General features: G+C 73.0%; 23 protein-coding genes and 2 pseudogenes. 12 read left to right on the top strand and 13 right to left on the bottom strand.

Annotated elements, in window-relative coordinates:
- Positions 1-916: 916 nt before the first annotated feature.
- Complete coding sequence (locus ACFSL4_RS00490; RefSeq protein ID WP_381076829.1) at positions 917-1,195, top strand: hypothetical protein; 279 nt, start codon at positions 917-919, stop codon at positions 1,193-1,195.
- Positions 1,196-1,426: 231 nt separating this feature from the next.
- On the opposite strand, the gene ACFSL4_RS00495 is transcribed toward ACFSL4_RS00490, so the two are convergent.
- The 3 genes from ACFSL4_RS00495 to ACFSL4_RS00505 all read right to left on the bottom strand — a co-directional run bounded on the left by ACFSL4_RS00495 (position 1,427) and on the right by ACFSL4_RS00505 (position 4,243).
- Complete coding sequence (locus tag ACFSL4_RS00495) at positions 1,427-1,942, bottom strand: GNAT family N-acetyltransferase (protein ID WP_381076832.1); 516 nt, start codon at positions 1,940-1,942, stop codon at positions 1,427-1,429.
- Positions 1,943-1,993: 51 nt separating this feature from the next.
- Entirely contained in the window at positions 1,994-3,313 is a 1,320-nt protein-coding gene (locus tag ACFSL4_RS00500) for a hypothetical protein (protein ID WP_381076835.1), read from the bottom strand.
- 93 nt (positions 3,314-3,406) lie between these two features.
- The gene (locus ACFSL4_RS00505; RefSeq protein ID WP_381076838.1) at positions 3,407-4,243 is read right to left on the bottom strand and encodes a class I SAM-dependent methyltransferase; all 837 of its coding nucleotides are present in this window, start codon (positions 4,241-4,243) and stop codon (positions 3,407-3,409) included.
- Between the two features lie 309 nt (positions 4,244-4,552).
- Between ACFSL4_RS00505 and ACFSL4_RS00510 the strand changes: the two genes are divergently transcribed.
- The 3 genes from ACFSL4_RS00510 to ACFSL4_RS00520 all read left to right on the top strand — a co-directional run bounded on the left by ACFSL4_RS00510 (position 4,553) and on the right by ACFSL4_RS00520 (position 7,419).
- Positions 4,553-5,047 carry an FBP domain-containing protein gene (locus ACFSL4_RS00510; protein ID WP_381076841.1) on the top strand — a complete coding sequence of 165 codons (495 nt, stop codon included), beginning with the start codon at positions 4,553-4,555 and terminating at the stop codon, positions 5,045-5,047.
- 81 nt (positions 5,048-5,128) lie between these two features.
- Positions 5,129-6,406 carry an aromatic acid exporter family protein gene (locus ACFSL4_RS00515; protein ID WP_381076844.1) on the top strand — a complete coding sequence of 426 codons (1,278 nt, stop codon included), beginning with the start codon at positions 5,129-5,131 and terminating at the stop codon, positions 6,404-6,406.
- A gap of 59 nt (positions 6,407-6,465) precedes the next feature.
- Positions 6,466-7,419 carry a hypothetical protein gene (locus tag ACFSL4_RS00520; RefSeq protein WP_381076847.1) on the top strand — a complete coding sequence of 318 codons (954 nt, stop codon included), beginning with the start codon at positions 6,466-6,468 and terminating at the stop codon, positions 7,417-7,419.
- Between the two features lie 135 nt (positions 7,420-7,554).
- Here ACFSL4_RS00520 and ACFSL4_RS00525 read toward each other — a convergent pair whose 3' ends face one another.
- On the bottom strand, positions 7,555-8,163 hold the full coding sequence (locus ACFSL4_RS00525) for a TetR/AcrR family transcriptional regulator (protein ID WP_381076850.1): 609 nt from the start codon (positions 8,161-8,163) through the stop codon (positions 7,555-7,557).
- A gap of 119 nt (positions 8,164-8,282) precedes the next feature.
- Between ACFSL4_RS00525 and ACFSL4_RS00530 the strand changes: the two genes are divergently transcribed.
- Positions 8,283-9,794, top strand: coding sequence for a cytochrome P450 (locus ACFSL4_RS00530; RefSeq protein WP_381076853.1), 1,512 nt, complete (start codon positions 8,283-8,285; stop codon positions 9,792-9,794).
- Here ACFSL4_RS00530 and ACFSL4_RS00535 read toward each other — a convergent pair.
- Positions 9,756-10,586 (bottom strand): pentapeptide repeat-containing protein, encoded by an 831-nt coding sequence (locus ACFSL4_RS00535; protein WP_381076855.1) that lies wholly within the window; start codon positions 10,584-10,586, stop codon positions 9,756-9,758. The genes ACFSL4_RS00530 and ACFSL4_RS00535 overlap by 39 nt on opposite strands.
- A gap of 275 nt (positions 10,587-10,861) precedes the next feature.
- Here ACFSL4_RS00535 and ACFSL4_RS00540 point away from each other — a divergent pair, with 275 nt between their 5' ends.
- Positions 10,862-11,005, top strand: a complete 144-nt coding sequence (locus ACFSL4_RS00540) for a hypothetical protein (protein WP_381076858.1) — start codon at positions 10,862-10,864, stop codon at positions 11,003-11,005.
- A 72-nt stretch (positions 11,006-11,077) separates the two neighbouring features.
- Here ACFSL4_RS00540 and ACFSL4_RS00545 read toward each other — a convergent pair whose 3' ends face one another.
- The 4 genes and pseudogenes from ACFSL4_RS00545 to ACFSL4_RS00560 all read right to left on the bottom strand — a co-directional run.
- Positions 11,078-11,968 carry a sigma-70 family RNA polymerase sigma factor gene (locus ACFSL4_RS00545; protein WP_381076899.1) on the bottom strand — a complete coding sequence of 297 codons (891 nt, stop codon included), beginning with the start codon at positions 11,966-11,968 and terminating at the stop codon, positions 11,078-11,080.
- Positions 11,969-11,996: 28 nt separating this feature from the next.
- Positions 11,997-12,740 (bottom strand): PIG-L deacetylase family protein, encoded by a 744-nt coding sequence (locus ACFSL4_RS00550; protein WP_381076861.1) that lies wholly within the window; start codon positions 12,738-12,740, stop codon positions 11,997-11,999.
- Between the two features lie 71 nt (positions 12,741-12,811).
- Positions 12,812-14,113: an alpha/beta fold hydrolase gene (locus ACFSL4_RS00555; RefSeq protein WP_381076863.1), complete on the bottom strand. Its 1,302-nt coding sequence runs from the start codon at positions 14,111-14,113 to the stop codon at positions 12,812-12,814.
- Positions 14,114-14,271: 158 nt separating this feature from the next.
- A pseudogene (locus ACFSL4_RS00560) lies at positions 14,272-15,064 on the bottom strand (substrate-binding domain-containing protein); the annotation flags it as partial.
- Positions 15,065-15,067: 3 nt separating this feature from the next.
- On the opposite strand from ACFSL4_RS00560, the pseudogene ACFSL4_RS00565 reads away from it, so the two are divergent.
- The 5 genes and pseudogenes from ACFSL4_RS00565 to ACFSL4_RS00585 all read left to right on the top strand — a co-directional run.
- Positions 15,068-15,544, top strand: a pseudogene (locus ACFSL4_RS00565) (SDR family oxidoreductase); the annotation flags it as partial.
- On the top strand, positions 15,544-16,992 hold the full coding sequence (locus ACFSL4_RS00570) for a rhamnulokinase (protein WP_381076866.1): 1,449 nt from the start codon (positions 15,544-15,546) through the stop codon (positions 16,990-16,992). The pseudogene ACFSL4_RS00565 and the gene ACFSL4_RS00570, both read left to right, overlap by 1 nt.
- Before the next feature lie 73 nt (positions 16,993-17,065).
- Complete coding sequence (locus ACFSL4_RS00575; RefSeq protein ID WP_381076869.1) at positions 17,066-17,821, top strand: (Fe-S)-binding protein; 756 nt, start codon at positions 17,066-17,068, stop codon at positions 17,819-17,821.
- A 28-nt stretch (positions 17,822-17,849) separates the two neighbouring features.
- Positions 17,850-19,325: a LutB/LldF family L-lactate oxidation iron-sulfur protein gene (locus ACFSL4_RS00580; RefSeq protein WP_381076871.1), complete on the top strand. Its 1,476-nt coding sequence runs from the start codon at positions 17,850-17,852 to the stop codon at positions 19,323-19,325.
- The gene (locus ACFSL4_RS00585; RefSeq protein WP_381076874.1) at positions 19,322-19,969 is read left to right on the top strand and encodes a LutC/YkgG family protein; all 648 of its coding nucleotides are present in this window, start codon (positions 19,322-19,324) and stop codon (positions 19,967-19,969) included. The genes ACFSL4_RS00580 and ACFSL4_RS00585 overlap by 4 nt, the downstream gene beginning before the upstream one ends.
- Before the next feature lie 63 nt (positions 19,970-20,032).
- Here ACFSL4_RS00585 and ACFSL4_RS00590 read toward each other — a convergent pair whose 3' ends face one another.
- The 3 genes from ACFSL4_RS00590 to ACFSL4_RS00600 form a co-directional block, all read right to left on the bottom strand.
- On the bottom strand, positions 20,033-21,496 hold the full coding sequence (locus ACFSL4_RS00590; RefSeq protein WP_381076876.1) for an aminotransferase class I/II-fold pyridoxal phosphate-dependent enzyme: 1,464 nt from the start codon (positions 21,494-21,496) through the stop codon (positions 20,033-20,035).
- Between the two features lie 29 nt (positions 21,497-21,525).
- Positions 21,526-21,735: a hypothetical protein gene (locus ACFSL4_RS00595; RefSeq protein ID WP_381076879.1), complete on the bottom strand. Its 210-nt coding sequence runs from the start codon at positions 21,733-21,735 to the stop codon at positions 21,526-21,528.
- Positions 21,736-21,800: 65 nt separating this feature from the next.
- The gene (locus ACFSL4_RS00600; protein WP_381076882.1) at positions 21,801-22,466 is read right to left on the bottom strand and encodes a UdgX family uracil-DNA binding protein; all 666 of its coding nucleotides are present in this window, start codon (positions 22,464-22,466) and stop codon (positions 21,801-21,803) included.
- Between the two features lie 133 nt (positions 22,467-22,599).
- Here ACFSL4_RS00600 and ACFSL4_RS00605 point away from each other — a divergent pair, with 133 nt between their 5' ends.
- Positions 22,600-22,956 carry an ANTAR domain-containing protein gene (locus ACFSL4_RS00605; protein ID WP_381076884.1) on the top strand — a complete coding sequence of 119 codons (357 nt, stop codon included), beginning with the start codon at positions 22,600-22,602 and terminating at the stop codon, positions 22,954-22,956.
- A 236-nt stretch (positions 22,957-23,192) separates the two neighbouring features.
- Here the strand turns inward: ACFSL4_RS00605 and ACFSL4_RS00610 are convergent, their stop codons facing one another.
- Positions 23,193-23,987, bottom strand: a complete 795-nt coding sequence (locus ACFSL4_RS00610) for a SigB/SigF/SigG family RNA polymerase sigma factor (protein WP_381076887.1) — start codon at positions 23,985-23,987, stop codon at positions 23,193-23,195.
- Positions 23,988-24,353 lie beyond the last annotated feature (366 nt).

Consider the following 24,353-nt stretch of genomic DNA (forward strand, 5'->3'; position numbering starts at 1 on the left):
CGGCACCCGGGGCACCACCTCGATGAGCATGATCGGGTAGAGGTGGCTGCGGTAGGGGCAAGCCGCAGGCGGGCGGGCGGAAGTCCACCGCGCCACCCACCTCCTGATGGCTCGTCAGAAAATCCGTGTCCTGCCTGATGATCCTGCCTGATGACGCCGAGCAGGGCGCCGCGTCCGGCCCGGCCGTCATCGGCACCGGCACCGGCACCGGCACCGGCACCGGCATCCGACGGAGGCCGCCACGCCGCAGAACTGCGCATCCCCCACCAGGAGGTCCCGTTCATGGGCGAGTGCTGGGGCGGTGGGCCGCGGCGGGGGGATCTTCAGGACGTAGCGGGTGCCGTCAGCGAGGCACGGTTCCTCGACCGTGCTGTACGTACCCCCTCACGTACCCCCTCCCAGGGTGCGGCCTTCCGTGGGGGCGTCGGCGGGCAGCCCCGCGGCGGGCAGCGCCAGCCGTGCCCGCTCCCAGCGGTCCGTCCGGTCCGCCTCTCCTCACCGCGGGCCCACTCTGCCAGGCCGGGCCACGACGGCGTACGCGTACGCGTACGCGTCCCCGGGCCGGGCGGGGGCGGTGCCGCACGGTGGTACGGCCCGACGAGGCGCGACGACGCATGGACTCGATGCCCGTGACAGCTCTAGGGGGTGTTTCGTAAGTCCCGCACAGCACCCACGGCGCCCGGCACGCTCCCCCAGGCTCTTCGAGCAGGGGGCACCCCCACTCGCCGCACCGGCCGAAACCCCAAGTCCGTCCAGTACGAGGGCTTTCGTCCGGAACGCCGAGAGCGCGCACCGGACACCGCGGGCACCGCACAGGACTTTCGAAACACCCCCTAGGGCCGACCGGTCGATCTCCGCTCCCGTCGAGCGGGTCGCGGAACCCGGGCCCCCACGTGCGAGCCTAGTATCCGGGGCCGTGGCGAAGACCTTCGAAGAACTCGTGGAGATGCGGCGTGCGGCGAACGAGGCCCACGCGAAGACCCTCGAACTGCGCGAGAAATACGGCCCACCCACCGACGCCCTCTGGTCCAAGCAGCAGACCGACACCTACGAGACCGCATGGCGGGCCTGGCGCGACCTCGACCGCGACATGCAGGCCGAGGTCGCCACCTATGCGAAGGAGCACGGAAGGCAGCGGGGCGATATCGAGGCCGAGGTGCAGGCACAGGCCGGGGAGCCGGTGGAGGGCGTCTAGGGGGTGTTTCGAAAGTCCTGTGCGGTGCCCGCGGTGTCCGGTGCGCGCTCTCGGCGTGCCGGACGAAAGCCCTCGTACTGGACGTACTCGGGGTTTCGGCCGGTGCGGCGAGCGGGGGTGCCCCCTGCTCGAAGAGCCTGGGGGAGCGTGCCGGGCGCCGTGGGTGCTGTGCGGGACTTACGAAACACCCCCTAGAAGGCCTTCCGGCCCGCCATGGCGGCGCGGGCCGCGTCACGCGCCCCGGCCGAGGTCGATCCGCCAGTCGTTGGACTGGCTCCAGTGCCCCTTCGGGTACTCGAAGCCGACCGGGCCGAGCAGGTCGAAGCCCGCCTTCCGGCACACGGCGTTCGATGCCTGGTGGTCGACGCGGGGAAAGGCATGCAGATACCGGTGCGTACCCACCGCCCTCGCCTCGTCCATGACCGCGCGGGCCGCCCGTGCCGCAAGACCCCGTCCCTGGAACTCGGGCAGCACCCCCCACCCGGTCTCCCACACCGTCCCCTCCCGCCACTCCCGTTCCCAGAAGCCGATGGACCCGACCGCCTCGCCGGTCCGCGCCAGGGTGATCCGGTACATCCCGCCCGGTTGCACGGCGAGATAGCGCTGGTGCCGGGCGCGCAGTTGCTCCTCGGTCTCGGGGCCGCCCAAGTACTCCGTCATCTTCACGCTGTTGGTCCTGCGCAGCAGCCAGAAGTCACGCTGCGCCCAGGGCTCCAGCCGCACCTGCCGTGCGTCCGTGGTCTCCATGGCGGGCACCCTAGAGCAAGGGTCCGACAGTCGCCGGGGACCAGGCCGCCGTCAGGCGAACCGTGAGCTGCGCACCGGGCCGGACGAGGTCAGACGGGCGCGGTCGCCCTGCAGCCAGGTGTCGCGGACGGCCGCGGCGAAGGCCGCGAACCCTTCGTCCGGGTCCGCGGGAGTCTCGCCGTCGCCCTCGCCCGGCGACGGGTCGGCCGCCACGATGCCGGCGGAGACCTCCGCGGCGGGGCGGTCGTCGGCCTCCGCGCGTTCCACGCCTCCGTCGTCGCCCTGGCACAGCTGCCCGTCCCACGGGGCCACCACCGACTGGCACAGCAGTGTGACGCTGTCGGCGGTGACGACCGGGGCGTCGGTCCAGCTGCTCGCGTGCTCGTGCAGCACCTGCCCGGGAGCGCGTTCGAAGAGCTGACCGAGGATCTCGGGCCCTTCGTCCGTCGCGGCCAGCTCGTTCAGGTCGTACGCGATCACGACGGTGTCCTGCCGTCCGGGCGCGAAGGGCTCCGCCGGGAGGTCCAGCACGTCGGCGGCGGCCAGGCCGAGGATGCGGCTGCCGCGGTCGGGCAGCAGCGAGACCGAACGCGGTCGCACCTCGGCGGCGGCCAGGAGCGCCTTCAGCCGCAGCAGGCCCCGCAGACACGCGCCGTGGGAGTCCTGGACCCATGCGTACCGGCCGGTCATGCCCGCCGCGAAGCCGAACGGGGACAGTGTGCCGAGCACCGTGCCGCCGATCACGAACTGCCATCCCCGCAGGTCCGTGGAGTCCAGCGGGCTGACCCGCGCGGCGCTCGCGGCCCGCCCCAGCATGCGGCGCTGGCGGTCGCGCGCCGGCAGCCACTGCGGGTCCTCCGGATCGGGCAGCAGCGTGTGCTGGCGGTTCGCCAGGGCCAGATCGCCGGCCATGGCGGCGTTGAAGGCCAGGAGGTAGCGGTCCGGCCAGTCCGCGAAGCCGCTCTCGTGCCGCGTCAGTTCCTCGACGGCCTCACGGTGCCGGCCCTCCCGCTCGTACGCCGCCACCAGCTCGCGCACGACCGGGAGCGCGCCCGGGTGCTGGGCGAGGGCGCCGCGCAGGGCGGGGATCGCCAGGTAGGACAGACCTCGCTCGACGCAGGCGTACCCGAAGTCGTAGAGCGCGCGGGCGCGCTCGGGACGGGCGGCCAGCGCCGCGGCGGCCTCCCGGAGGTCGTCGAACCCGGCCGAGTCGGCCGCACGCCCGACCACGAGGGCCGCCTCTGCCGGCGGCAGGTCCTCCGCGCCGGCCCGCAAACGGCGCAGGGCGCCGGGGACGTCCCCCGCGTCCAGGCACTCCCAGGCCGTGAGCAGTTCGGCGGACTTCGGACGGCGATTCCTGCGCGAGAACATGGCGAAGATCATTGCCGATGGCGACGGAACCCCTCAACGCGTTTTCCCACCGGGAAACCGGGAAGGGGAGGCCGGTGGCACCGGGGTCGGTGGTCAGGCGAACCGGGCCAGGACGGTCATGGTCGGGCGGAGGTTGCGCACCGCGGGCAACCGGTACTGCAGGGGCGCGAGCGCTCCGTGGTACAGGCCCCGGCCGCGCGGCGGACGCAGTTCGCGCACATCGGCGACGGCCGGGTGGGCGGTGCGCACCCGGGGCAGGTCCCCCGCGTCCAGCCCCCACGGCATGGGCGGCGGCCGGTAGCCCTGGGCGGTGCGCATCCGCCCGTGCAGGGTGCGCGCGCTGAACCAGCGCGGCACCGCGTCGAAGACCAGCGCGCCGCCGGGAAACCGCTCGGCGCAGGCCGCGATCAGCTCCCGTACCCCGGGCGGCCGGAGATACATGAGCAGGCCCTGAGCGGTGACCAGCACGCCGCGGTCGGTGTCGACCTCGTCCCGCCACGACAGGTCGAGCGCGGAGCGGGCCAGGGTGCGGCGGCGTTCGCCGTCCGGCAGCAGTGCGGTGCGGACCTCGGCCGTCTCCGGCAGCTCCACGCACAGCCAGCGCACGCGCCCGTTGTCGACGCGCCAGAACTGCGTCTCCAGGCCCTCGGCGAGGGCCACGACCGTGCCGTCCGGGTGCCGGGCGAGGAAGTCCCGTACGGCGTCGTCGAAGGTCCGCGCCCGCAGCGCCTGGCCCTGGGCCAGCAGCGGGTTCGGCGGTCCGAAGGTCTCCTCGAAGGGATAGTCGATCCGGCCGGCCAGTTCCACGGCCTTGGGGTCGTCCAGCACGGTATGCGACTGCCGGGCCTCGTACGCGCGGTGGTGGAGGTTCCACAGCAGCGTCCCGGGGACACCGCCGAGCCGTACCGTCCTCGTGTCGTCCGCCGCCATCGCGTCACCCCTCGTCCCGTGTCTCCGCGCCCCCGCCATTCAATCGGGCGCGGCGCCCGGTTTCGAGTGCGGTGGGGCGGCCGGGGCCGGATCCGGAGCGCCGTACGCCGTGCCGGGCGGCATCCGTCGAGTCCGGCGGCCCGCCGGGACAGCGGACGCCGGCGGCGAGCAGGGACAGCGGACGCCGTCAGCTCGTCCGGACAGCGGACGCCGGAATTCAGTGGCTTGCCGGCACGGCCTTGAATAACTTAGGCAGAAACCTAGTACCCCTAGTTTAAGACTTGACCGACCCGGTCCAGGAGGCTCCCCATGAGGCCACTCACCGAGCAGGACATCCGCGGCTCCTTCATCAACTGCTCCAAGGGTGAGGCAAAACGTCTGGCGATCCCCCGCGACCTCGGCGAACGTCCCTGGGACGACCTGGACTTCCTCGGCTGGCGGGATCCCGGGGCGCCGGATCGCAGTTGTCTGGTCACCGAACACGCCGGCCGTCTCACCGGCGTGGCGCTGCGGTTTCCCTCCTCGCAGCGCGGTTTCCTGCACCGCAGCATGTGCTCGCTCTGCCTGACCACCCACCCCGGCGGCGGGGTCTCCCTGATGACGGCCCGTAAGGCGGGCTCGGCGGGGCGCGAGGGCAACTCGGTCGGCGTCTACATGTGCACCGACCTCGCGTGTTCCCTGTACGTCCGCGGAAAGAAGGTGCCGGAGGCCGGAGGCCGTTTCGAGGAGAGCCTCACCGTCGAGGAGCAGACAGCCCGCATGACGGGCAACCTGACCGCCTTCCTCGACAAGCTGTACACCTGACGCGCGGGACGGCACCCGGCACGCGTGTCCCTGACCCAGCCGCCCGCATGCAATGCTTCTGGGGAACGGGAAAGGCTTGGGATGCGAGATGTCCGTGACGCCTGGGCGCGGGTGGCCGCCCGGATCGTGAAGTGGCGCCGGGAGCCCGAGGTCGTCCAGGCGGTGCGTTCGTCCGCGGCCGCGACCCTCGCCTATGTGGTCGCCCTGTACCTCAGCTCCGAGCCCGCTCCGCTCACCGCACCGCTGACGGCCCTCCTCGTCGTCCAGGTGACGCTCTACGCCACCATCACCACCGGGGTGCGCCGGGTGAACTCCGTGGTGGCGGGCGTCGTCATCGCCATCGGCTTCAGCACCCTGGTGGGCCTGACCTGGTGGAGCCTGGCCCTGATCATCCTCGCCTCACTGGCCGTCGGGCATCTCGTGCGGGTCAGCGAGTTCGTGCCCGAGGTGGCGATCAGCGCCATGCTGGTCCTGGGGGTGACACAGGTCGGCACCACCGCCTGGGCCCGGGTCCTGGAGACCCTGATCGGCGCGGTGGTCGGCCTCACCGTCAATCTGGTCTTCGCTCCCCCGGTGTGGGTGGGCCCCGCCGGTGAGTCCATCGAGGATCTGGCGCGCCGCATGCGGCAGCTGATGCTGCGCGTCGGCGAGCAGGCGGCGGGCCGCGCCCCGGTCGCCCAGGCCACGGCCCGGCTGTACGAGGCACGCCGGCTCGACCACGACATCTCGCAGGTGGACGCGGCCCTGCGGCAGGCCGAGGACAGCCTGAAGCTCAACCCGCGGGTCCGCGACGGCCTGCTGCACCGGATCGTGCTGCGCACCGGGCTCGACACGCTGGAGATCTGCACCGTGGTGCTGCGGGTGATCGCCCGTACCCTCGCCGACCTGGCGAAGGAACGCGATCCGGAGCCGCTGTTCGAGGCGGGGATCGGGGCGGTGCTGGAGCGGCTGCTGTCCGAGATCGGCGACGCCGTGGTCAGCTTCGGGGTCCTCGTCACCACCCAGGTCAGCACCAGCGCCGAGTCCGCGGAGGCCCGTTTCGCCGAGGAGCTGAGCACGGCCGGAGCGACCCGCGACAAGCTGGCCCAGCTGCTGCTGGAGGAGGTGCAACGGGGCACGCGTCAGTGGCACTTCCACGGCGCCGTACTGACCGAGGTCAATCGCATCCTGGACGAACTGGACACGGAGCACCGATCACGTCGGCTGTTCGAGGAGCTGGACCGCGGGACCCGGGAGCAGCGGGAACGGAATCCGCTGCTCACCCCGCTGCGGGAGCGCGTGCGCGGCCTCCGGTCCGCCCGGATCCGCCGGCTTGTGCGGCGCCGGAACCGTGCCGCCCCGGCCCGTCGTTCTAGGTGACGACGAACGGGTCGTCGCGGTCGAGGGCGAACGGCCGGGACGGGGAGAGGGGCGGGCGCATGGGCGCGGTGCGGATCGACGGGAACAGTCTGGTGCTGCCGGAGGGTGTACGGGTTCGCTTCATGCGGACGCTGCGGCTTCCGGAGTCGGGCACGCATGCGCTGCCACCGGGGCTCGGTGAGTTCCCCGTCCGCCGGGTGGAGGACTACGCGGACACGGTGCCCGCCGAGTGGCGGGCACACGGCGGCGTGATGCTGCCCGTGTATCTGCGCGAGGCCATGTGGCTGAGCTTCGGTGCGACGGAACCGGCCGCCCTGCAGGTGGGCGTGGGCAAGGTCTGCGCGGTGTCCGGCAGGCCGTGGAGCTCGCGCCTGGCACGCCACCCGCAGAACTACGTGGTGCTGCCGCGCCAGCCGTGGCTGGACGGGATCAACTCGGGCAAGGGGACGGTCCGCCAGTTCGTGGCGGTGCCGCTCGGCCTCGGCGCCACGGTCGAGGGCCAGGTCACCGGCGAGGAGGTGTGGGGCGGCATACAGCTGCAGACCTTCCCTCTGCAGGAGGCGCCGCTCGCCCGGTGGCGCGAGGAGGAGCGGCGCAAGCGCGAGCGGGCCCGGGAGATCCCCCAGGCCGCGCCCGCCATGGGGCTGGGTGTCGGCAGCGCGATGCGCCAGGAGGTCTACCGGGACGACTGGCCGGCCGGGAGCTGGGCGGAGGAGCCGGGCGGGCGGGTGTTCGTCCATCTCGTCACGCCCCCGCAGTGGCGCCGGATCACGGGTGAGGCGCCTGCGCCGTCCCCGGTGGACCGCGCGGCGTACACGCAGGCCGGGCTGCCATGGTTCGACTACTACGACCAGGACGGCGAGGACCTCGCGTCGGCGGACGCCCTCGGCCAGGTCAAGCCGGTGGGTGACTGGCTCGGCGACGACCACGAGCCCTGGCAGGAGCCGTCGCCGCACCAGGTGAAGCCGCTCGGCGACGCCCCCGGCAAACCGGTCCGGGACGGCGACTGGTAGCGCGGGCACGGCGCGCGGCGCGGCGGCCGGCACCGAGCGGGCGTGCCCGGCCGCGGAGGGTGCGGCCGCCCAGGTGTGGCAGTCACCCCTTCGGAGCGCACCCCGACCGGGCACCCGACCTGCAAAACGGGCTCGTCAGGGCGCGATGGCCCCCAGCAGCGCCCGGGCGCACAGATCGCGCACCTGCTCCCGGGACAGCTCGGCCTCCCGGAGCCATTCCAGGCACACGGCCGTCGTGAAGGCCAGCCAGCCGCGGATGGCGATCCGCAGGTCCGGGCGCTCCTCGGACAGCCGGCCGAACTCGGGATCCGCCGCGAGCGCCGCCAGGATCTGCCGCTCCTGCGCCATCAGCGACCGCTGGTAGACCCTGCGCACGGCCTGGTCCCCGGCCGCGTCGGCGCGGTGGAAGGCGCGGAAGCCGTGCGCGTGCTCCTCGACGTAGGACAGGTAGGTGTCGAGCCCGGCGGTGAGCTGCTCGCGCACCGGGACACCGGGCACGGCCTCGGTCATCCGCAGCATCCGCTCGCTCTCCCGCTCGACCACCGCCGCGAAGAAGTCCCGCTTGGCCGGGAAGTAGTGGTAGAGCAGTCCGCGGGAGACGCCCGCGATCTCGGCGACCTGCTCGATCCACACGTCGTCGTACGGGCTCTCCGAGAACAGCCGCGCCCCGACCGACAGAAGCTGCTCCCTGCGCTCCTCGGTGCTGAGCCGGCGGCGCGTGCGCTCCCCCTGGTTCGCAGCCATGACCGCACTCTACTTGACGCCGGTTCAACAGCGGGACCACACTGATGCGGCTATTGAACCCACGTACAACAGGCATGAGGCACTGCTCGACGTGTCGCTGCACCAAGGGAGATGGCGTCATGGCGGAGACGACGGCGACCGCGCTTCCCAAGGGCTTCCGCGGTGCGGAGCTGGGCTGGCCAAAGCTGCACCGCATTCCGCACCCGCCGCACCGGATCCCGTTCGTCGGCGATGTGCTCGGCGCCGACCCCCGCAGACCGCTGCAGGACTCCATGCGGCACGGGCGCAGACTCGGACCGGTCTTCCGGCGGAAGTTCTTCGGCCGGGAGATCGTCTTCGTCTGGGGCGGCCGGCTGGTGGCCGATCTCTCCGACGAGTCGCGCTTCGCCAAGCACGTGGGCCTCGGCGTCGCCAATCTCCGGCCGGTCGCCGGGGACGGGCTGTTCACCGCCTACGACCACGAGCCGAACTGGCAGCTGGCGCACGACGTCCTGGCACCCGGCTTCAGCCGGGAGGCCATGGCCGGCTACCACCCGATGATGCTGGACGTGGCCGAGCGGCTGATGGACCGCTGGGACGCGGAGCAGGCCGCGGGCCGCGCCGTGGACGTGCCCGGCGACATGACCAAGCTGACGCTGGAGACGATCGCACGCACCGGCTTCGGACACGACTTCGGCTCCTTCGAGCGCTCCCGGCCGCACCCCTTCGTCACCGCGATGATCGGCACCCTGACGTTCGCGCAGCGGCGCAACGTCGTCCCGGGTCCGCTGTCCCCCCTGCTGCTGCGCGGCGCCGCCCGGCGCAACGAGGCGGACATGGCCTACCTCAACCGCACGGTGGACGAGGTCGTACGGGACCGGCGGGCCGCCGACGGCGAGGGCGATCTGCTCGACCGGATGCTGCGGACCGGCCACCCGGTGACCGGGGAACGCCTCTCGCCCGAGAACATCCGGCGCCAGGTCATCACCTTCCTGGTCGCCGGGCACGAGACCACCTCGGGCGCGCTCTCCTTCGCCCTGCACTACCTCTCCAGGCATCCGGAGATCACCGCGCGGGCCCGGGAGGAGGTGGACCGGGTGTGGGGCGACGTCGCACGGCCCGGATACGAGCAGGTCGCCAGGTTGCGGTACGTGCGCCGGGTCCTCGACGAGTCGCTGCGCCTGTGGCCGACCGCCCCGGCCTTCGCCCGGGAGGCACGCCATGACACGGTCCTGGACGGCGTCCATCCGATGCGCCGGGGAGCGTGGGCGCTGGTCCTGACGGCGCTGCTGCACCGGGACCCGGAGGTGTGGGGCGCGGACGCGGAGCGGTTCGATCCCGACCGGTTCGACGCACGGGCGGTACGGGCCCGGCCCGCGCACACCTTCAAGCCGTTCGGGACGGGGGCACGGGCCTGCATCGGGCGGCAGTTCGCCCTGCACGAGGCGACACTGGTTCTGGGCCTGCTGCTGCGCCGCTACACGCTGCGGCCCGATCCCGGCTACCGGCTGCGGGTGGCGGAACGCCTGACCCTGATGCCGGACGGACTGCGGCTCCACCTCGACCGCGCAGCCGCGGCGCCCCCCGCGCCCCCTGTCCTCACCGAGGCACCGTCACCGGCGCGCTGCCCAGTGACCGGGGCGCACGACTGACGTCGGCAGGCGGGTGCCCGCGCCGCCCCGGGCGGAGTCGATCTGCGGCTGGGTCAAAAACAGGGCGCCCGTCAGGTCGGCGTCGGTGAGGTCGGTGCCGCGCAGGTCGGCACCGATCAGATCCGCGCCGCGCAGGTCGGCGCCCGTGAGATCGGCGGCTGTCAACAGCGCGCCGCGCAGGCTCGCCCCGCGAAGGTCGGCCCCCTTGAGACGGGCGCCGACGAGGTCGGCGCCCCGCCGGTTCTTCCCCCTGCCCCTGGTTCCGGCCCGCGCCAGCTCGCTGGCCCGCAGCAGCAGGGCGTTGGCCTCCTGCCGGTGCGCGGGCACGTCCAGCTCCCCCAGTTCCCGCGCGGGGCGCAAAGTCAGCCGCTCGGTCCTCTCCAGCATGCGGCGCAGGTCGGCGTGGACCGGGCGGGCCGCGGGCAGGGTGAGAGCCTCCGCCAGGTACCAGAGAAGTTCGTGGAGTTGGCGCACCACGGGGAACACGTCGAACATCCGCCGGGCGTGCTCCCGGCCGCCCGACCGCCAGTCCCGCCCTGCGAAGGTGACCTGGGAGACCTTCTGCCCGGCGCCGAAGCAGTCGTAGACCGTGCAGCCGGGAAACCCGCGCGGCCGCAGCTCGTTGTGGACGCCGCAGCGGAAGCCGTCCCTGAGGTTCGGGCAGGGCGTACCGGCGTCCTTGTCGATCGCGAAGTCCGACGAGGCGGCGAAGGGCAGCGCAACGCAGCACAGCGCGAAGCAGCGGCTGCAGTCGGCGCGCAGCCGGGAACGGTCGGCGGCAGGTGTGCGCATGGCGTCCACCCTAGTCGGAGGCGGCGAGGCCGCGACCGCGGCGGTCCCGGTCCCAGCGGGTGCCGGGCGCTGCTAGGGGGCGTTTCGAAAGTCCCGCACAGCGCCCACGGCGCCCGGCACGCTCCCCCAAGCTCTTCGAGCAGGGGGCACCCCCACTCGCCGCACCGGCCGAAAGCCCGGGTACGTCCAGTCCGAGGACTTCCGGCCGGCACGCCGAGAGCACGCTCCCCCCACGCTCGGCTCCGCTCGACCGGGCGGTGCCCACACACCGCTCCTTGACGGGCAAACGTCGCCCGCCGGGGCACCGGCTTGCGGCCGTGGACCTCTTCTCACGCTCCTGGGAAGCGCTGCGCCAGCGGTCGCCGGAGACGGCCGCGCTGGGCGAGTCGGCCGCGGCACTCCCGCCGGTCCTCGGCTGATCCGTGCGCCGGGTGCGTCCGGCTGACCGGGGCCCGACGAGGGGCCGGCCGGGCCGCGCCCCGATGGCCGGGTCAGGGCGCCGGTGCCGTGATGCCGAGCCGCTCCAGCCGCTCGGGATCCGCCAGGATGTACATTCCGGTGATCCTGCCCTGGACGACGGTGACGCCCGTGACCGACAGCGGCCTTCCCTCGTGCACCGTGACGAGCCCGATCTCGCCGTTGACCAGCGCGAGCCGGGCGTGGCGCGCGAACTGCCGGAACATGAAAGCCTGTTCGGCGACCGCCGCCGCACCGTGCACCACCTTGGACGCGGCCGCGCCGCCGGCCAGGACGCCCGCGTCGACCCGCAGCACCGCGTCCGGGTCGAGGACGGCGACCAGGGCGTCGAAGTCGCCGCCGCGCGAGGCCGCCAAGAACGCCTCCAGCGCCTCGCGCTGCCGCACGAGATCCGGATCGGGCGCCTCGCCCGCGTCCCGCACCCTGCGGCGGGCCCTGCTGGCGAGTTGCCGGGCCGCGACGGGCGTGCGGCCGACGACGGGCGCGATGTCGTCGAAGGGTACGGCGAACATGTCGTGCAGGACGAAGGCGAGCCGCTCCGCCGGCTCCAGCGTCTGCAGCACGACGAGGAGGGCCAGCCCGACCGAGTCGGCGAGCAGCGCCTCCTGCTCGGGATCGATGCGGTCGAGGGGAGCGACGACCGGGTCGGGCACGAAGGTGTCCGCCATCGGTTCCTCACGGCGCGCGGCACGGGAGCGGAGCATGTCGAGGCAGACCCGGCCCACGACGGTGGTGAGCCAGCCGGTGAGGTTCTTGACCCCGCTCACGTCGGAGCGGTTCAGCCTGAGCCAGGTCTCCTGGACGGCGTCGTCGGCCTCGCTCAGCGAGCCGAGCATCCGGTAGGCGACGGCCCTGAGCTGCCCGCGGCTTTCCTGGAAGCGGTCCGCCAGCAGATCCCTGTTCATGTGCACGTGGATGTCCACGATCGTCCGGCTAGCGGCTGAAGAGCTCGAACGCGACGGCCGGCCTGCCGCCGAAGCCCTCGCCCGTGGCCTCGGCCTGGGCGTTGAGGAAGGTTCGTGCGTACGTCTCCGGGTCGTCGTCGGTCAACGCCCTTATGTACGTGCGGTGTTCCAGCAGTGAGCGGACCGCGCGCTCCATGCCGGGTGCCGCCTCCACGGCGTGCGTGGGCGTCGAGGAGCCCGCGACGGCGGCCCAGCGGACGCCGTTCCACGGCTGAAGACCCTGGGCGGCGAGTTCCGGGAAGATCCACCGGTTGCCTGCGTCCGCGACCGCGTCGAGCGTGGCACGCCCCACGGCTACATGGTCCGGGGTGTTCCAGGCGACGCCGCCCCAGGTGTCACGGTGGTTGAGGGTGAGGACCAGCTCGGGCCGGTGCCGGCGGATCGCCGCCGTGATGTCCCGCCGCAGTGCGACGCCGTACTCGACGACGCCGTCCCGGTGGTCGAGGAACTCCACCGTGGACACGCCGACCACCGCCGCGCTCGCCCGTTGCTCCCGCTCGCGCAGCGGCCCGCACACGGCGGGCTCCAGCGAGTCGATTCCCGCCTCGCCACGGGTCGCGAGGACGTACACGACGTCACGGCCGCCGTCGGTCCACCCGGCGATCGCGGCGGCGCAGCCGTATTCGAGGTCGTCGGGGTGGGCGACGACCGCGAGGGCGCGCCGCCAGTCTCCGGGCATGGGTTCGAGTCGGTCGTTCCGCGGCTGCGTCATGCCCGCACACTAACTCCGTGTTCCCCCGGCCGCCGAGGAGTTCGAGTTCGGGGCACGCCGCCGACGCCGCGTCAGATCTCGTTCCGTGCCAGCGCCAGCAGGCGGTCCAGGACCCGTGGGCCGCCTGCGCGGACGCCGTCGTGTTCGAACTCGTCCGTGACCCAGGTGCGCAGGCCCCGGATGGCGCGGGCCGTCTCCAGGGCGTGGGCCGTGTCCACATACATGTCGTCGTGGTAGACCGCCGCGGCCACCGGCACCTCGTTGGCGGCGAGGCGGGCGCGGTCGTACAGCGGGCTCCATCCGGTGCGCTCGGCGAGCAGGTGCGCGGTCTCCCGCAGCGGGCGCAGTGCCGGGTCGGTGTCGAACGTCCAGGGATGCACGGACTCGCCCGTGAACAGCACCGGCCCCTCGCCCGTCAGCGCCTTCGCCGCGTCGAACTGCGGGAACTCCGCGCGCACCCGCTCCGCCGACCAGGCGGTGGCGCGGTCGTCCTGGCCGTACGCCGCCTCGTGGACGAGCGCGTACAGGGGATGGCCCGCGTACGACAGGAGGCTGTGCGCCTCCTCCTGGAACGCGTCGGAGAGCGCGACGCCCCAGGGAGTGCGCACGAAGGCGTCCTCGAGGAGGAAGTGGAGGCGGTGACTGCCCTGGCTGCCGCCGAGGAGGATGCCGAGGGACTGGAACGCCTCGACGGTGAGCCGGTAGCCGCTGCTTAGGACCGGCTGGTGCTGGAGCAGGTACTCGGCGACACGGCGGACGCGTTCGGCGTCCTGCGGGTAGCGGGCGTAGTGTGCGGCGACCTTGCGCTCGATGCGCGGGTAGGCGGCCCGGTAGACGTCGTCCGCGTGCGCGTCCAGCGACGGCAGGCCGCCGGTGATCAGCGCGGCGCGCAGGCCCTCGGGTGCCGTGGAGAGGTAGTTCACGGTGCAGAAGCCGCCGAAGCTCTGCCCGAGGACCGTCCACGGGGCACCGCCGGTGACCTGGGGGCGGATGACTTCGCAGTCGCGGACGATGGCGTCGGCGCGGAAGTGCGTCAGGTAATCGGCCTGCTCGCGGGGGCCGCCGCGCAGCGGGAGCGTCTGCCGGTTGGCGGGTGTGGAGGCTCCGGTGCCGCGCTGGTCGGGCAGCAGCACCCGGAACTCCTTCAGGGCCCGGCCGAGCCATGCCTGCCGGCCGATGAAACGGTTGGCCCCGAAGCCGGGGCCGCCCTGGAGGTAGACCAGCCAGGGCAGGTCGTCGTCCGCCTTGTCGCTTGCGACGACCTCCCGCGCGTACAGCTCGATCGTCTCCCCCGCGGGATCGTCGTGGTCGAGGGGCACGGTGAAGCGACGGTCGGTGAGGACGACGCCGGGCTGGCGGTAGCTGAGGCTCAAGAGGGCTCCCGGGACGGACGGTTTCCAGGCCGCGTCCCAGTTCAGCACACGATTGCCGGGCAGCGGCGCACGAGGATCAAGAAATCGCCGTCGGCCGGCTGCCCGGACGGTTCGTCGCCCGGGCCCCGGGCCGGCCGGTACCGGCGGCTCGGCCGGGCTCAGCGCGCCGCGAGGCTGGAGCGGCGCACCACCAGTTCCGGCTGCAGCACGACCCTTCGGTGCTCGTGGCGGTGCGCTCCTCTCTCCGCCTCCGTCTCCTCCAGCAGGAGTTCCGCGGCGAGCGCGCCCATGGTGACGGCGGGCTGCCGTACCGAGGTGAGCGGCACGGCTGCGGCCGCGGCGAACTCGATGTCGTCGTAACCGACGATGGCGAGGTCGTCGGGGACGCTCACCCCGGCCGCGTACACGGCCTGCAGGACGCCGAGGGCGAGCAGGTCGTTGGCGCAGAACACGGCGGTCGGACGGTCGGCGAGCCCGAGGAGCCGGGCGCCGGCGTCCCGGCCCGCGGCGACGTCGAGGCGCTCGGTGGGCAGTTCCCGCAGCGCCTCGGGGCCGAGCCCGGCCTCGGCCAGCGCGTTCAGGGCGCCCGTGCGGCGGTCCCTGACCTGGTTGAGTCCGGGCGGCCGGCTGACGTAGGCGAGGGAGCGGTGCCCCGCGTCGACCAGGTGCCGGACGGCCAGCGCGCCGCCCGTCACGTCGTCGACGGAGACCGAGCACTCGGTGGTGCCCTCGGCGACCCGGTCGACGAGCACGAAGCGGATGCCGTGGCGGCGGAACGCCTCGATGTTGCGGCCGGTCGCGTCGGCGGGCGTCAGCAGGACGCCGTACCCGCTGCTCGGCGAAGAGCGCCAGGTACTCGGCCTCTTCGGCGGGGCTCTGCGCGCTGTTGCAGACCATCACGCCGAGCCCTGCCTCGCGGGCGGCCCGCTCGGCCCCGCGGGCCACGTCCACGAGGACCTCCAGCACGACATCATGGCCCGGGGCTCCTTCCTCGTCTCGCGCGAGGCGGCCCGGGTGATGATCGCGCAGGGGCTGGGGGGCGACATCGTCGACATCGCCTCCAAGAACGCGGTCTTCGCCGGCCCGAACAACATCGCCTACTCGGCTGCCAAGGCCGACCAGGCGCACCAGGTGCGGCTGCTGGCCGCCGAGCTCGGCGGGCACGGCATCCGCGTCAACGGCGTCAACCCGGACGGCGTGGTGCGCGGCTCCGGCATCTTCGCGAGCGGCTGGGGCGCGCAGCGGGCCGCCGTGTACGGCGTGGCAAAGGAGAAGCTCGGCGAGTTCTGCGCCCAGCGGACCCTCCTCAAGCGGGAGGTGCTGCCCGAGCACGTCGCGAACGCCGTCTTCGCGCTCACCGGCGGGGACCTGACCCACACCACGGGACTGCACATCCCGGTCGACGCGGGTGTGGCGGCCGCGTTCCTGTGATGAGCGCCGCGACGAGGTCGTACGCCGCGGTCGACCTCGGCGCGTCCAGCGGGCGCGTCATGGTCGGCCGCGTGGGCCCGGACGCCCTGGAGCTGACCGAGGCGCACCGGTTCCCGAACCGGCCCGTGCGGGTTCCCGAGGGGCTGCGCTGGGACATCCTCTCCCTGTACGCGGGCGTCCTCGACGGGCTGCGCGCGGCGGGTCCGGTCGACTCGGTCGGCCTGGACGGCTGGGCCGTGGACCACGGACTACTGGACGCGGACGGCGCCCTGCTGGGCAATCCCGTGCACTACCGCGACGCCCGTACCGAGGGTGTCGCGGAGAAGGTGTGGGCGAGTGTCCCGCCCGAGGAGCTGTACGCGGCCACGGGCCTGCAGTACGCGCCCTTCAACACGCTGTACCAGCTCGTCGCGGCCCGCTCCTCCGCGGTGTTCGCGCGGGCCGAGCGCCTGCTGCTGATCCCGGACCTGCCGGCGTACTGGCTGACGGGCGAGCAGGGCACCGAGCTGACCAACGCGTCGACCACCCAGCTCGTCGACCCCCGCACACGCGGCTGGTCGTACGAGGTGGCGAGCCGACTGGGCATCGATCTGGGCCTGTTCGCGCCGCTGCGCCGGCCCGGTGATCCCGCGGGCGTGCTGCGCCCGGAGGTCCTGAAGGAGACCGGGCTGACCGGGCCCGTCCCGGTGACCACGGTCGCCTCCCACGACACGGCCTCCGCGGTGGCCGCCCTACCGGCCACCGGGGAGCGGTTCGCCTACATCTGCACCGGCACCTGGTCCCTGGCGGGCCTGGAGCTGCCGGCTCCCGTGCTGACCGAGGCGAGCCGCGCCGCCAACTTCGCCGACGAGCTGGGACTGGACGGCACGGTCCGCTACCTGCGCAACATCATGGGACTGTGGCTGCTGCAGGAGTGCGTACGGGAGTGGGGCGACCCGGATCTGCCGACCCTGCTGGCCGCGGCCGCCGAGGTGCCGGGGCTGCGGTCGGTGGTCGACGCGGGTGACACGGCGTTCCTGGCGCCCGGGCGGATGCCGGCGCGCATCGCCGAGGCGTGCCGGGTGTCGGGGCAGCCGGTGCCGGACTCCCCCGCCGAGGTCACCCGCTGCGTCCTCGACTCGCTCGCCCTCGCCCACCGCCGGGCCCTCTCGCAGGCCCAGCGGCTCGCCGGCCACCCGGTCGACGTGGTGCACATCGTCGGCGGCGGCGCCCGCAACGCCCTCCTGTGCCGGCTGACCGCCGACGCCTGCGGGCTCCCGGTCGTGGCCGGCCCGGCGGAGGCGGCGGCCCTCGGGAACGTCCTCGTCCAGGCGCGGGCCCACGGGCTCGTCGGCGACCGGGCCGCGATGCGGCGCCTGGTGACCCGCACCCAGCCGCTCACCCGCTACGAGCCACGAGGCGGCACCGTGCCGTGGCGCGACGCCGAGTCCCGGCTCACCCCGCCGTGACCCCGTATCCCCCGGGGGCCGGATCCCCCCGTTACCCTGCACCCGTCCGATGGTCGATCAACAAGGAGCCGCGATGCGTGTCGCCCTGTTCCTGACCTGTGTCAACGACACGCTGTATCCGGACACGGGGCGCGCCGTGGTGAAACTGCTGACCAGACTGGGTGTCGACGTCGACTTCCCGATGGCGCAGACATGCTGCGGGCAGGCCCACTACAACACGGGCTACCGGCACCGGGCGGAGCCGCTCGCGGTGAGGTTCTCCGAGGTGTTCCGCGGCTACGAGGCCATCGTGACGCCGTCCGGCTCCTGCGGGGCGATGGTGCGGGAGCTGTACCCGCGGCTGGGCGAGCGGGCGCGGGCCGAGGGGCGCGGAGACACCCTCGCGGCCGCCCTGGCCCCCGTGGCCCCCAAGACGTACGAGCTCACGGAGTTCCTCGTGGACGTGCTCGGCGTGACGGACGTGGGCGCCCACTACCCGCACCGGGTGACCTACCACCCCACGTGCCACGGCCTGCGGGGGCTGGGCCTCGGTGACCGTCCCCTGCGGCTGCTGCGGGCCGTCAGGGGACTGGAGCTGGCGGAGCTGCCGGGTGCCGAGGAGTGCTGCGGCTTCGGCGGCACCTTCGCCCTGAAGAACCCGGACGTCTCGGCGGCCATGGGCGCCGACAAGGTACGCAACGCCGAGTCGACGGGGGCCGAGGTGCTGTGCGCCGGCGACAACTCCTGTCTGATGCACATCGGCGGCACGATGGCACGGCTGAGGGTCGGCATGCGGCCGGTGCACATCGCGGAGATCCTGGCGAGCACGGAAGAGGAGCCGCTGGTATGAGCGTCGTCGTGGTGAAGGGACCGGGCGCATGAGCGGGACGTTCGTCGGGATGCCGGCGTTCCCTCGGGCGGCGCACGAGGCGGTGGGCAACCGGATCCTGCGCGGGAACCTGCGCCATGCCACCCACACCATCCGGGCCAAGCGCGCCAAGGCCGTCGCCGAGGTGTCCGACTGGGCGGCGCTACGGGAGGCAGGCCGGCAGATCAAGGACCACACGCTCCGTCACCTCGACCGCTACCTGGAGCAGTTGGAGGAGGCGGTCACGGCGGCGGGCGGCGTCGTCCACTGGGCCGCCGACGCGGACGAGGCGAACCGGATCGTCGCCGGCCTGGTCAAGGCCACCGGGGAGTCGGAGGTCGTCAAGGTCAAGTCCATGGCCACGCAGGAGATCGGCCTCAACGAGGCGCTGGAGGCGGAGGGCATCCGGGCGTACGAGACCGATCTCGCCGAGCTGATCGTGCAGTTGGGCGAGGACCGGCCCTCGCACATCCTGGTCCCGGCGATCCACCGCAACCGCGGCGAGATCCGGGACATCTTCCGCTCGGAGATGGGCCGGTGGGGCCGCCCCGCCCCCGAGGGGCTGACCGACACGCCCGCCGAACTCGCCGAGGCCGCCCGGCTGCACCTGCGCGAGAAGTTCCTGCGAGCGAAGGTCGGGATCTCCGGGGCGAACTTCATGGTCGCCGAGACCGGCACGCTGGTGGTGGTCGAGTCGGAGGGCAACGGGCGGATGTGCCTGACCCTTCCCGAGACGCTGATCTCGGTCGTCGGCATCGAGAAGATCGTGCCGGCCTGGCGGGACCTGGAGGTGTTCCTGCAGACACTGCCCCGTTCCTCGACCGCGGAGCGCATGAATCCGTACACGTCGATGTGGACCGGCACCACCGACGAGGACGGGCCCCGGACCTTCCACCTGGTGCTGCTCGACAACGGACGCACCGACACACTGGCCGACCAGGTCGGCCGCCAGGCGCTGCGCTGCATCCGCTGCTCGGCGTGTCTCAATGTCTGCCCGGTCTACGAGCGGGCGGGCGGCCATGCCTACGGCTCGGTCTACCCGGGCCCGATCGGCGCGATCCTCAGCCCGCAACTGCGGGGCACGCAGAGCGAGATCGACGCCTCGCTGCCGTACGCGTCCTCGCTGTGCGGCGCCTGTTACGAGGTGTGCCCGGTCGCCATCGACATCCCTGAGGTCCTGGTGCACCTGCGGGAGCGGGTCGCGGAGGGCGGGCCGGTGACGCGGGCCGGCAGCACGGTGGTCCTCAAGCCCGCCAGGGGGCATGCCGCCGAACGCGCGGCGATGCGGGCGGCACACTGGGCGTTCGCGCACCCTGGGGCGTTGCGCACCGGCCAGCGGCTGGCGTCGTGGTCGCGCCGCCTCCACCCCCGGACCCTGCCGGGCCCGGGCAAAGCGTGGAGCGCGAGCCGTGAACTGCCGCAGCTGCCCGCGGAGCCGTTCCGCGACTGGTGGCAGCGCACGCGCGGCGGGAAGGAGCCGAAGTGAACAGCAGGGAGCTGATCCTGAACCGGGTGCGGCGTGCGCTGGCGGACGCGCCGAAGGACGGCACGCCGTACGAGCAGGCCGTTTCCCGGGACTATCTACGGCGGCACGAGGAGCGCTCGGCCGAGGACACGGTGGATCTGCTCGCGGAGAACCTGGTGGACTACCGGGCGGTCGTGCACCGCACGACCGCGGCGGAACTGCCGTGTGTGATCATGCGGCTGCTCGCCGAGCGTGGGTCCCGGTCTGTGCTCGTGCCTCCGGGCCTCCCGCCGGAGTGGATGTCCGCCGCCGGTCCCACCCGTGTCCACGACCGTGCGGCGAGCACGCCACACGACCTGGACAAGGTGGAGAGCGTGGTCACCGGCTGCGCGGTCGCCATCGCCGAGACCGGCACCATCGTGCTGGACGGCGGCCCCGATCAGGGCCGCCGTCGGATCACCCTCGTCCCCGACCACCACATCTGTGTCGTCCGCGTCCCCGGCCAGGTCGTGACCTCCGTACCGGAGGCCCTGGGGCGGCTGGCGCCGACACGCCCGCTGACCTGGATCTCCGGCCCGTCCGCGACGAGCGACATCGAACTGGACCGGGTCGAGGGGGTGCATGGTCCGCGCACCCTGGAGGTCGTGCTGGTGAGCGGGGAGTGACGGGCGCACGGTTCCCGGAGTGCCGGACGGCGGCCCGCGGACCGTGCGGCCGAAGCGGAGGGCTCAGCGGCGGACGACGATCGTGCGCAGCTCGGGGTCGGTGACGTCGGGGAGGTTCATACCCGCGTCGAGGCCGGTGCGCAGGTAGCGCAGCACCGGTTCGGTGAGGCGTTCGCCGGGCAGGACGGCCGGGATGCCCGGCGGATACGGTGTGATCGTCTCGGCACAGATCCTGCCGTCGGCGCGCTCCAACGGGAGCGGCTCCTTGGGGCCGAAGTACGCCTCCCGGGGCGGGCACACCTGCTGCAGCCGCATGACCGCTCCCGCCGGTACCTCGACGGAGGGCAGGTCGGCCGCCAACTCGTCGCCATGCCGGGCGAGTTCCCGCAGCGCGGCGAGCAGGGACCCCGTCGTCTCGGCCGAGTCGGCGTAGGTGAGCTGGGCTTCGATGCGGCGGTGATCGGCGAGGTGCATGTCGATGTGGTGCTCGGCCCGCAGCCAGTCGGCGGCGCGGTAGCCGCTGGTGCCGAGGCCGCTGACGTCGATGACGACGGGCAGGGGGTCGTGGTCGGCGGCCAGTCGGGGCCCCACCAGGTCGTCGCGGCCGAGGACGTGCAGACCCGGGATCTCCTGGATGGCAAAACGGACCCGGGCGGCCAGCCGCAGGGCCTCGTCCAGCAGGTCCTTGCCGTGCAGGACCATCTGGCGGCGCCAGGCGTCGAGCGCCGCGAAGATCAGGGCGGAGGGGCTGGTCGTGCCGAAGAGGTCGGCCCGCGACTTCAGCGCCGACGGCTCGACGAGCGGCCCCTGGAGATGGAAGACGGAACCCTGTTCGAGGCCGCTGCCCATCTTGTGGATGCTGGTCACACAGACGTCCGCGCCCGCGTCCATGGCCCACGAGGGCAGGTCGGCGTGGAAGGGCAGGTGGGCGCCCCATGCCTCGTCGACGACGAGCGGCACGCCCCGCGCGTGGCAGACCTCCGCGATCGCGGCCAGATCGGCGGTGCCGCCGTACGGGGTGGGGCTGGTGACCAGCGCGCCCCGTGCTCCGGGGTGCCGGTCGAGCGCCTCCGCGAACGCCTCCGGGGACGGGGCGTGGGTGAAACGCCGTTCCTCGTCCCACTGCGGGTCGGCCCAGACGGGTTCGATCCCCGCAAGGATCAGCCCGGCGGCCACCGACTTGTGGGCGTCGCGCCCGATGACCAGGGGCTCGTGGGGGCCCGCCACGGCGAGCATCGCCGCCTTCACCGACAGCGAGCTGCCGCAGGTGGAGAAGAAGGTGCGCTCGGCATGGACGGCGTCGGCCATCAGCCGCTCGGCCCGCACCAGCACCTCGCCCTTCATCCGGCGGTCGTCGAGGCCGCCGCACACCAGCAGGTCGGAGTGGTAGACGGCGTCGCCGAGAATCTCCCTGGCCTCCGGGGCGGCGCCACGGCCCTGCTTGTGCCCGGGCGGGGTGAAGGCCAGTTCGCCGCGCTCGTGGTAGGCCCGCAGGGCGTCGAGCACGGGCACCTCGGTGTGGTCCACGGATGTCGCCCCTCTCGTCGAGCGGTCGGTCAGCAGGCGCCGTCGGAGCGCCGTCCCCCGGCGGCCTTCCGGTTCGCGTGGAGGCTCGGGGTGATGGGGTCGCCCGCGCCGCCCCCGTCGTCCTCGGCGGTGCCGGTGTCGTCCTCGTGACCCTGCCGCTCCGCCTCCTCCAGGAGCTCGTCGGTGACAGTGCGGGCGGGATTCCCGCGCCAGGGCAGGCGCCGCGGGACGGTACGCATGACCGGCGAGTACCCGCGCACCGGCGCTCCAGCCGGGTGGACGTCACGAGCGGCCCCCGCGCTCCCTACGCCTGCCCGTCCAGCGCCCGCGCGACCACCCTCAGGTCCGACACGAGTCCCTCGTACGCGGCGTCCCGGTCGTCGGCGCGCAGCACCGCGGAGGGGTGCACGGTGGCGACGACGTACTGCCCGTCCGGGGTGTCCGGCAGCGTCAGCAGGCTTCCCCGGTCCTTGGTCACCCGGAACGAGCCGCCCAGCAGCGCTTTGGCCGCGGTCGCGCCCAGGGCCACGACCACCTCCGGCCGGATCAGGTCCAGCTCGGCACGCAGCCAGGGCTGGCAGGCGGTCATCTCGCGCAGGCTGGGCGCCTTGTGGATGCGCCGTTTACCGCGTCCGGGAACGCTGTACTTGAAGTGTTTGACGGCGTTGGTGACATACGCCGTGCCCCGGTCGACCCCGGCCTGCGCGAGCGCCTTGTCGAGGACGCGGCCGGCCGGGCCGACGAAGGGCTCACCCTGCCGGTCCTCCTGGTCTCCGGGCTGTTCCCCCACCAGCACGACCCGTGCCGAGATGTCGCCCCGGCCGAACACGGTCTGTGTGGCGTTCTCGTACAGGGGGCAGCCGTGGCACTCCGCGGCCGCGCGCCGGTAGGCCGCGAGGCCGCCACCGCGCGGCAGGAACGGGGTGGCGTCGTACGCGCTCGCCCGGGCGTCGTCGGCGGGAGGGCTCATCTCTGTGTCACCTCCGGGGCGCGCTGTGCCCCCGGGGTACCCCTCCCTCCGGCTCGCACACACCTGGGGCAACGACGACGATGGAGGAAAAGGCCCGACATCGGCGAACGCCACGTCACCCCCGGAGGGGACGATGACCTCGAGAGCCCGTCCGGGAGAGCACATGCCGGACGCCGCCGCCCCCGAAGCGGAGCGGATCTTCCAGCTGGAGGAGGAGGTCGACCAGCTCAAGGAGGCGGTCACCTCGCACGCGGTCGTGGACCAGGCGATCGGCATACTCGTCGCACTCGGGCACGTGACGCCCCACCAGGGCTGGACGGTGCTCCGGGAGGTCTCCCAGCACGCGAACATCAAGCTGCGCAACGTGGCGGAGATGATCGTCATCTGGGGCTGCGACGGGGATCTGCCGGAGTACATCCGTGTCCTCCTGGAGGACACGCTGGACCGCTACGGGCCCACCCGGCTTCCGGAGAATCCGCCGCCCCGGTGACATTCGCCCGCTCGGGGGGAGCCCGGAACCGGCAAAGGGGCAGCCGGAGCCAAGGGCCCGCTCCCCCGGGCTCGTTGCCGTGCCCGGGGAGCGTTTCAAACACCCTCTCGTGGATAGTCCGGAAGGGGTCGGCCCACTCGCCCAACCGTTCCCGGGAGGGTTCGGCAGTGAGCCCACCGCATACGGCCGTCCGGTCGAAGAGAGGCCCGGGCGGCCGCATGCGGCGTCCTCAATCCTCATGCGACATCGGAGAGCGCCTCCTCACGCAGGCGTGCGCAGCAGCCGCTGAGCAGGCGTGAGACATGCATCTGCGAGATGCCGAGCTGACTGGCGATGCGGCTCTGTGTCATGCCGCGGAAGTACCGCAGGTAGAGAATGGTGCGCTCCCGCTCGGGCAGGGACCGCAGGCAGGGCTTGACGGCTTCGCGGTCGACGATCAGGTCGTAGCCGGTGTCGGCCTCGCCGAGGGCGTCACCGAGTGCGTAGCCGTCGTTGCTGCCGGCCACCTCCGCGTCCAGGGACAGGGCGGTGAAGCTGTCCATGGCCTCCAGGCCCACCCGGACGTCGTCCTCGCTGAGGTGGGTGCGCTCGGCGATCTCGGCGACGGTGGGGCCGTGCCCCGGGGTGTCCTGCGCGATGTCCTTGACGGCCGACCGCACACGATTACGCAGGTCCTGGACGCGGCGGGGCACATGCAGAACCCACATGTGATCGCGGAAGTGCCGCTTGATCTCACCGGTGATGGTGGGGATGGCGTAGCTTTCGAAGGCGTAGCCGCGGGCGGGGTCGTAGCGGTCGACCGCCTTGACCAGGCCCAGTGCCGCAACCTGGCTCAGGTCCTCGACGGCCTCGCCGCGGCCGCGGTAGCGCCGGGCGATGCGCTCGGCCATGGGGAGCCATGACCGGACGATCTCGTCTCGCAGCGCCTGCCGCTCGGGGCCGTCGGGCAGGTCGCACAGTCGCGCGAACGCCGCTGCCGTGTCGGGGGCGTCGTCGTGCGGGTGCTGCTTTGCTTTCGCCGTGATGCGCATGGCGCTTACTCCCTCAAGGGGCCGACGAGACAGTCACCATGGGAGGGCGCACTCACGGAACGCGCGGGACACACCCCGGGTCTGGTGGGCCAGCTCCCACAGAGGTGCCTCCTGTCCGAAGCACTGGACTCTCATTTTCCCGCATTGCGCACGGACAAACAATTCGAGACGCAAAGTGACTCGGGGCGGCCAGGTGTTTTCGAAAAGTGACGCGGTGCGCATCTGAGCCCGCACTCAAAAGGCCGGGAAATCGGCAGGTAATTCCCCGCGGTGAAAGGATTCGGGAAATCGGGTCTCAGCCCGGCCCGGGTGCCGGGCGGAGCCAGACGGTGGCGAGTGGGGGCAGGGTGAGGCGGATGCTTGCCG

This window comes from Streptomyces caeni (assembly GCF_042678285.1).
GTDB classification, from domain to species: domain Bacteria; phylum Actinomycetota; class Actinomycetes; order Streptomycetales; family Streptomycetaceae; genus Streptomyces; species Streptomyces caeni.

What these genes read in the sequence shown, in the direction of transcription:
- ACFSL4_RS00515 (WP_381076844.1), top strand. Translation starts at nt 5,129, where the DNA reads ATGCGAGATGTCCGTGACGCCTGGGCGCGGGTGGCCGCCCGGATCGTG.
- ACFSL4_RS00510 (WP_381076841.1), top strand. Translation starts at nt 4,553, where the DNA reads ATGAGGCCACTCACCGAGCAGGACATCCGCGGCTCCTTCATCAACTGC.
- ACFSL4_RS00505 (WP_381076838.1), bottom strand. Translation starts at nt 4,243, where the DNA reads ATGGCGGCGGACGACACGAGGACGGTACGGCTCGGCGGTGTCCCCGGG.
- ACFSL4_RS00535 (WP_381076855.1), bottom strand. Translation starts at nt 10,586, where the DNA reads ATGCGCACACCTGCCGCCGACCGTTCCCGGCTGCGCGCCGACTGCAGC.
- ACFSL4_RS00595 (WP_381076879.1), bottom strand. Translation starts at nt 21,735, where the DNA reads ATGCGTACCGTCCCGCGGCGCCTGCCCTGGCGCGGGAATCCCGCCCGC.
- ACFSL4_RS00580 (WP_381076871.1), top strand. Translation starts at nt 17,850, where the DNA reads ATGAGCGGGACGTTCGTCGGGATGCCGGCGTTCCCTCGGGCGGCGCAC.
- ACFSL4_RS00600 (WP_381076882.1), bottom strand. Translation starts at nt 22,466, where the DNA reads ATGAGCCCTCCCGCCGACGACGCCCGGGCGAGCGCGTACGACGCCACC.
- ACFSL4_RS00500 (WP_381076835.1), bottom strand. Translation starts at nt 3,313, where the DNA reads ATGTTCTCGCGCAGGAATCGCCGTCCGAAGTCCGCCGAACTGCTCACG.
- ACFSL4_RS00605 (WP_381076884.1), top strand. Translation starts at nt 22,600, where the DNA reads ATGACCTCGAGAGCCCGTCCGGGAGAGCACATGCCGGACGCCGCCGCC.
- ACFSL4_RS00545 (WP_381076899.1), bottom strand. Translation starts at nt 11,968, where the DNA reads ATGAACAGGGATCTGCTGGCGGACCGCTTCCAGGAAAGCCGCGGGCAG.
- ACFSL4_RS00570 (WP_381076866.1), top strand. Translation starts at nt 15,544, where the DNA reads ATGAGCGCCGCGACGAGGTCGTACGCCGCGGTCGACCTCGGCGCGTCC.
- ACFSL4_RS00530 (WP_381076853.1), top strand. Translation starts at nt 8,283, where the DNA reads ATGGCGGAGACGACGGCGACCGCGCTTCCCAAGGGCTTCCGCGGTGCG.
- ACFSL4_RS00550 (WP_381076861.1), bottom strand. Translation starts at nt 12,740, where the DNA reads ATGACGCAGCCGCGGAACGACCGACTCGAACCCATGCCCGGAGACTGG.
- ACFSL4_RS00520 (WP_381076847.1), top strand. Translation starts at nt 6,466, where the DNA reads ATGGGCGCGGTGCGGATCGACGGGAACAGTCTGGTGCTGCCGGAGGGT.
- ACFSL4_RS00525 (WP_381076850.1), bottom strand. Translation starts at nt 8,163, where the DNA reads ATGGCTGCGAACCAGGGGGAGCGCACGCGCCGCCGGCTCAGCACCGAG.
- ACFSL4_RS00610 (WP_381076887.1), bottom strand. Translation starts at nt 23,987, where the DNA reads ATGCGCATCACGGCGAAAGCAAAGCAGCACCCGCACGACGACGCCCCC.
- ACFSL4_RS00495 (WP_381076832.1), bottom strand. Translation starts at nt 1,942, where the DNA reads ATGGAGACCACGGACGCACGGCAGGTGCGGCTGGAGCCCTGGGCGCAG.
- ACFSL4_RS00575 (WP_381076869.1), top strand. Translation starts at nt 17,066, where the DNA reads ATGCGTGTCGCCCTGTTCCTGACCTGTGTCAACGACACGCTGTATCCG.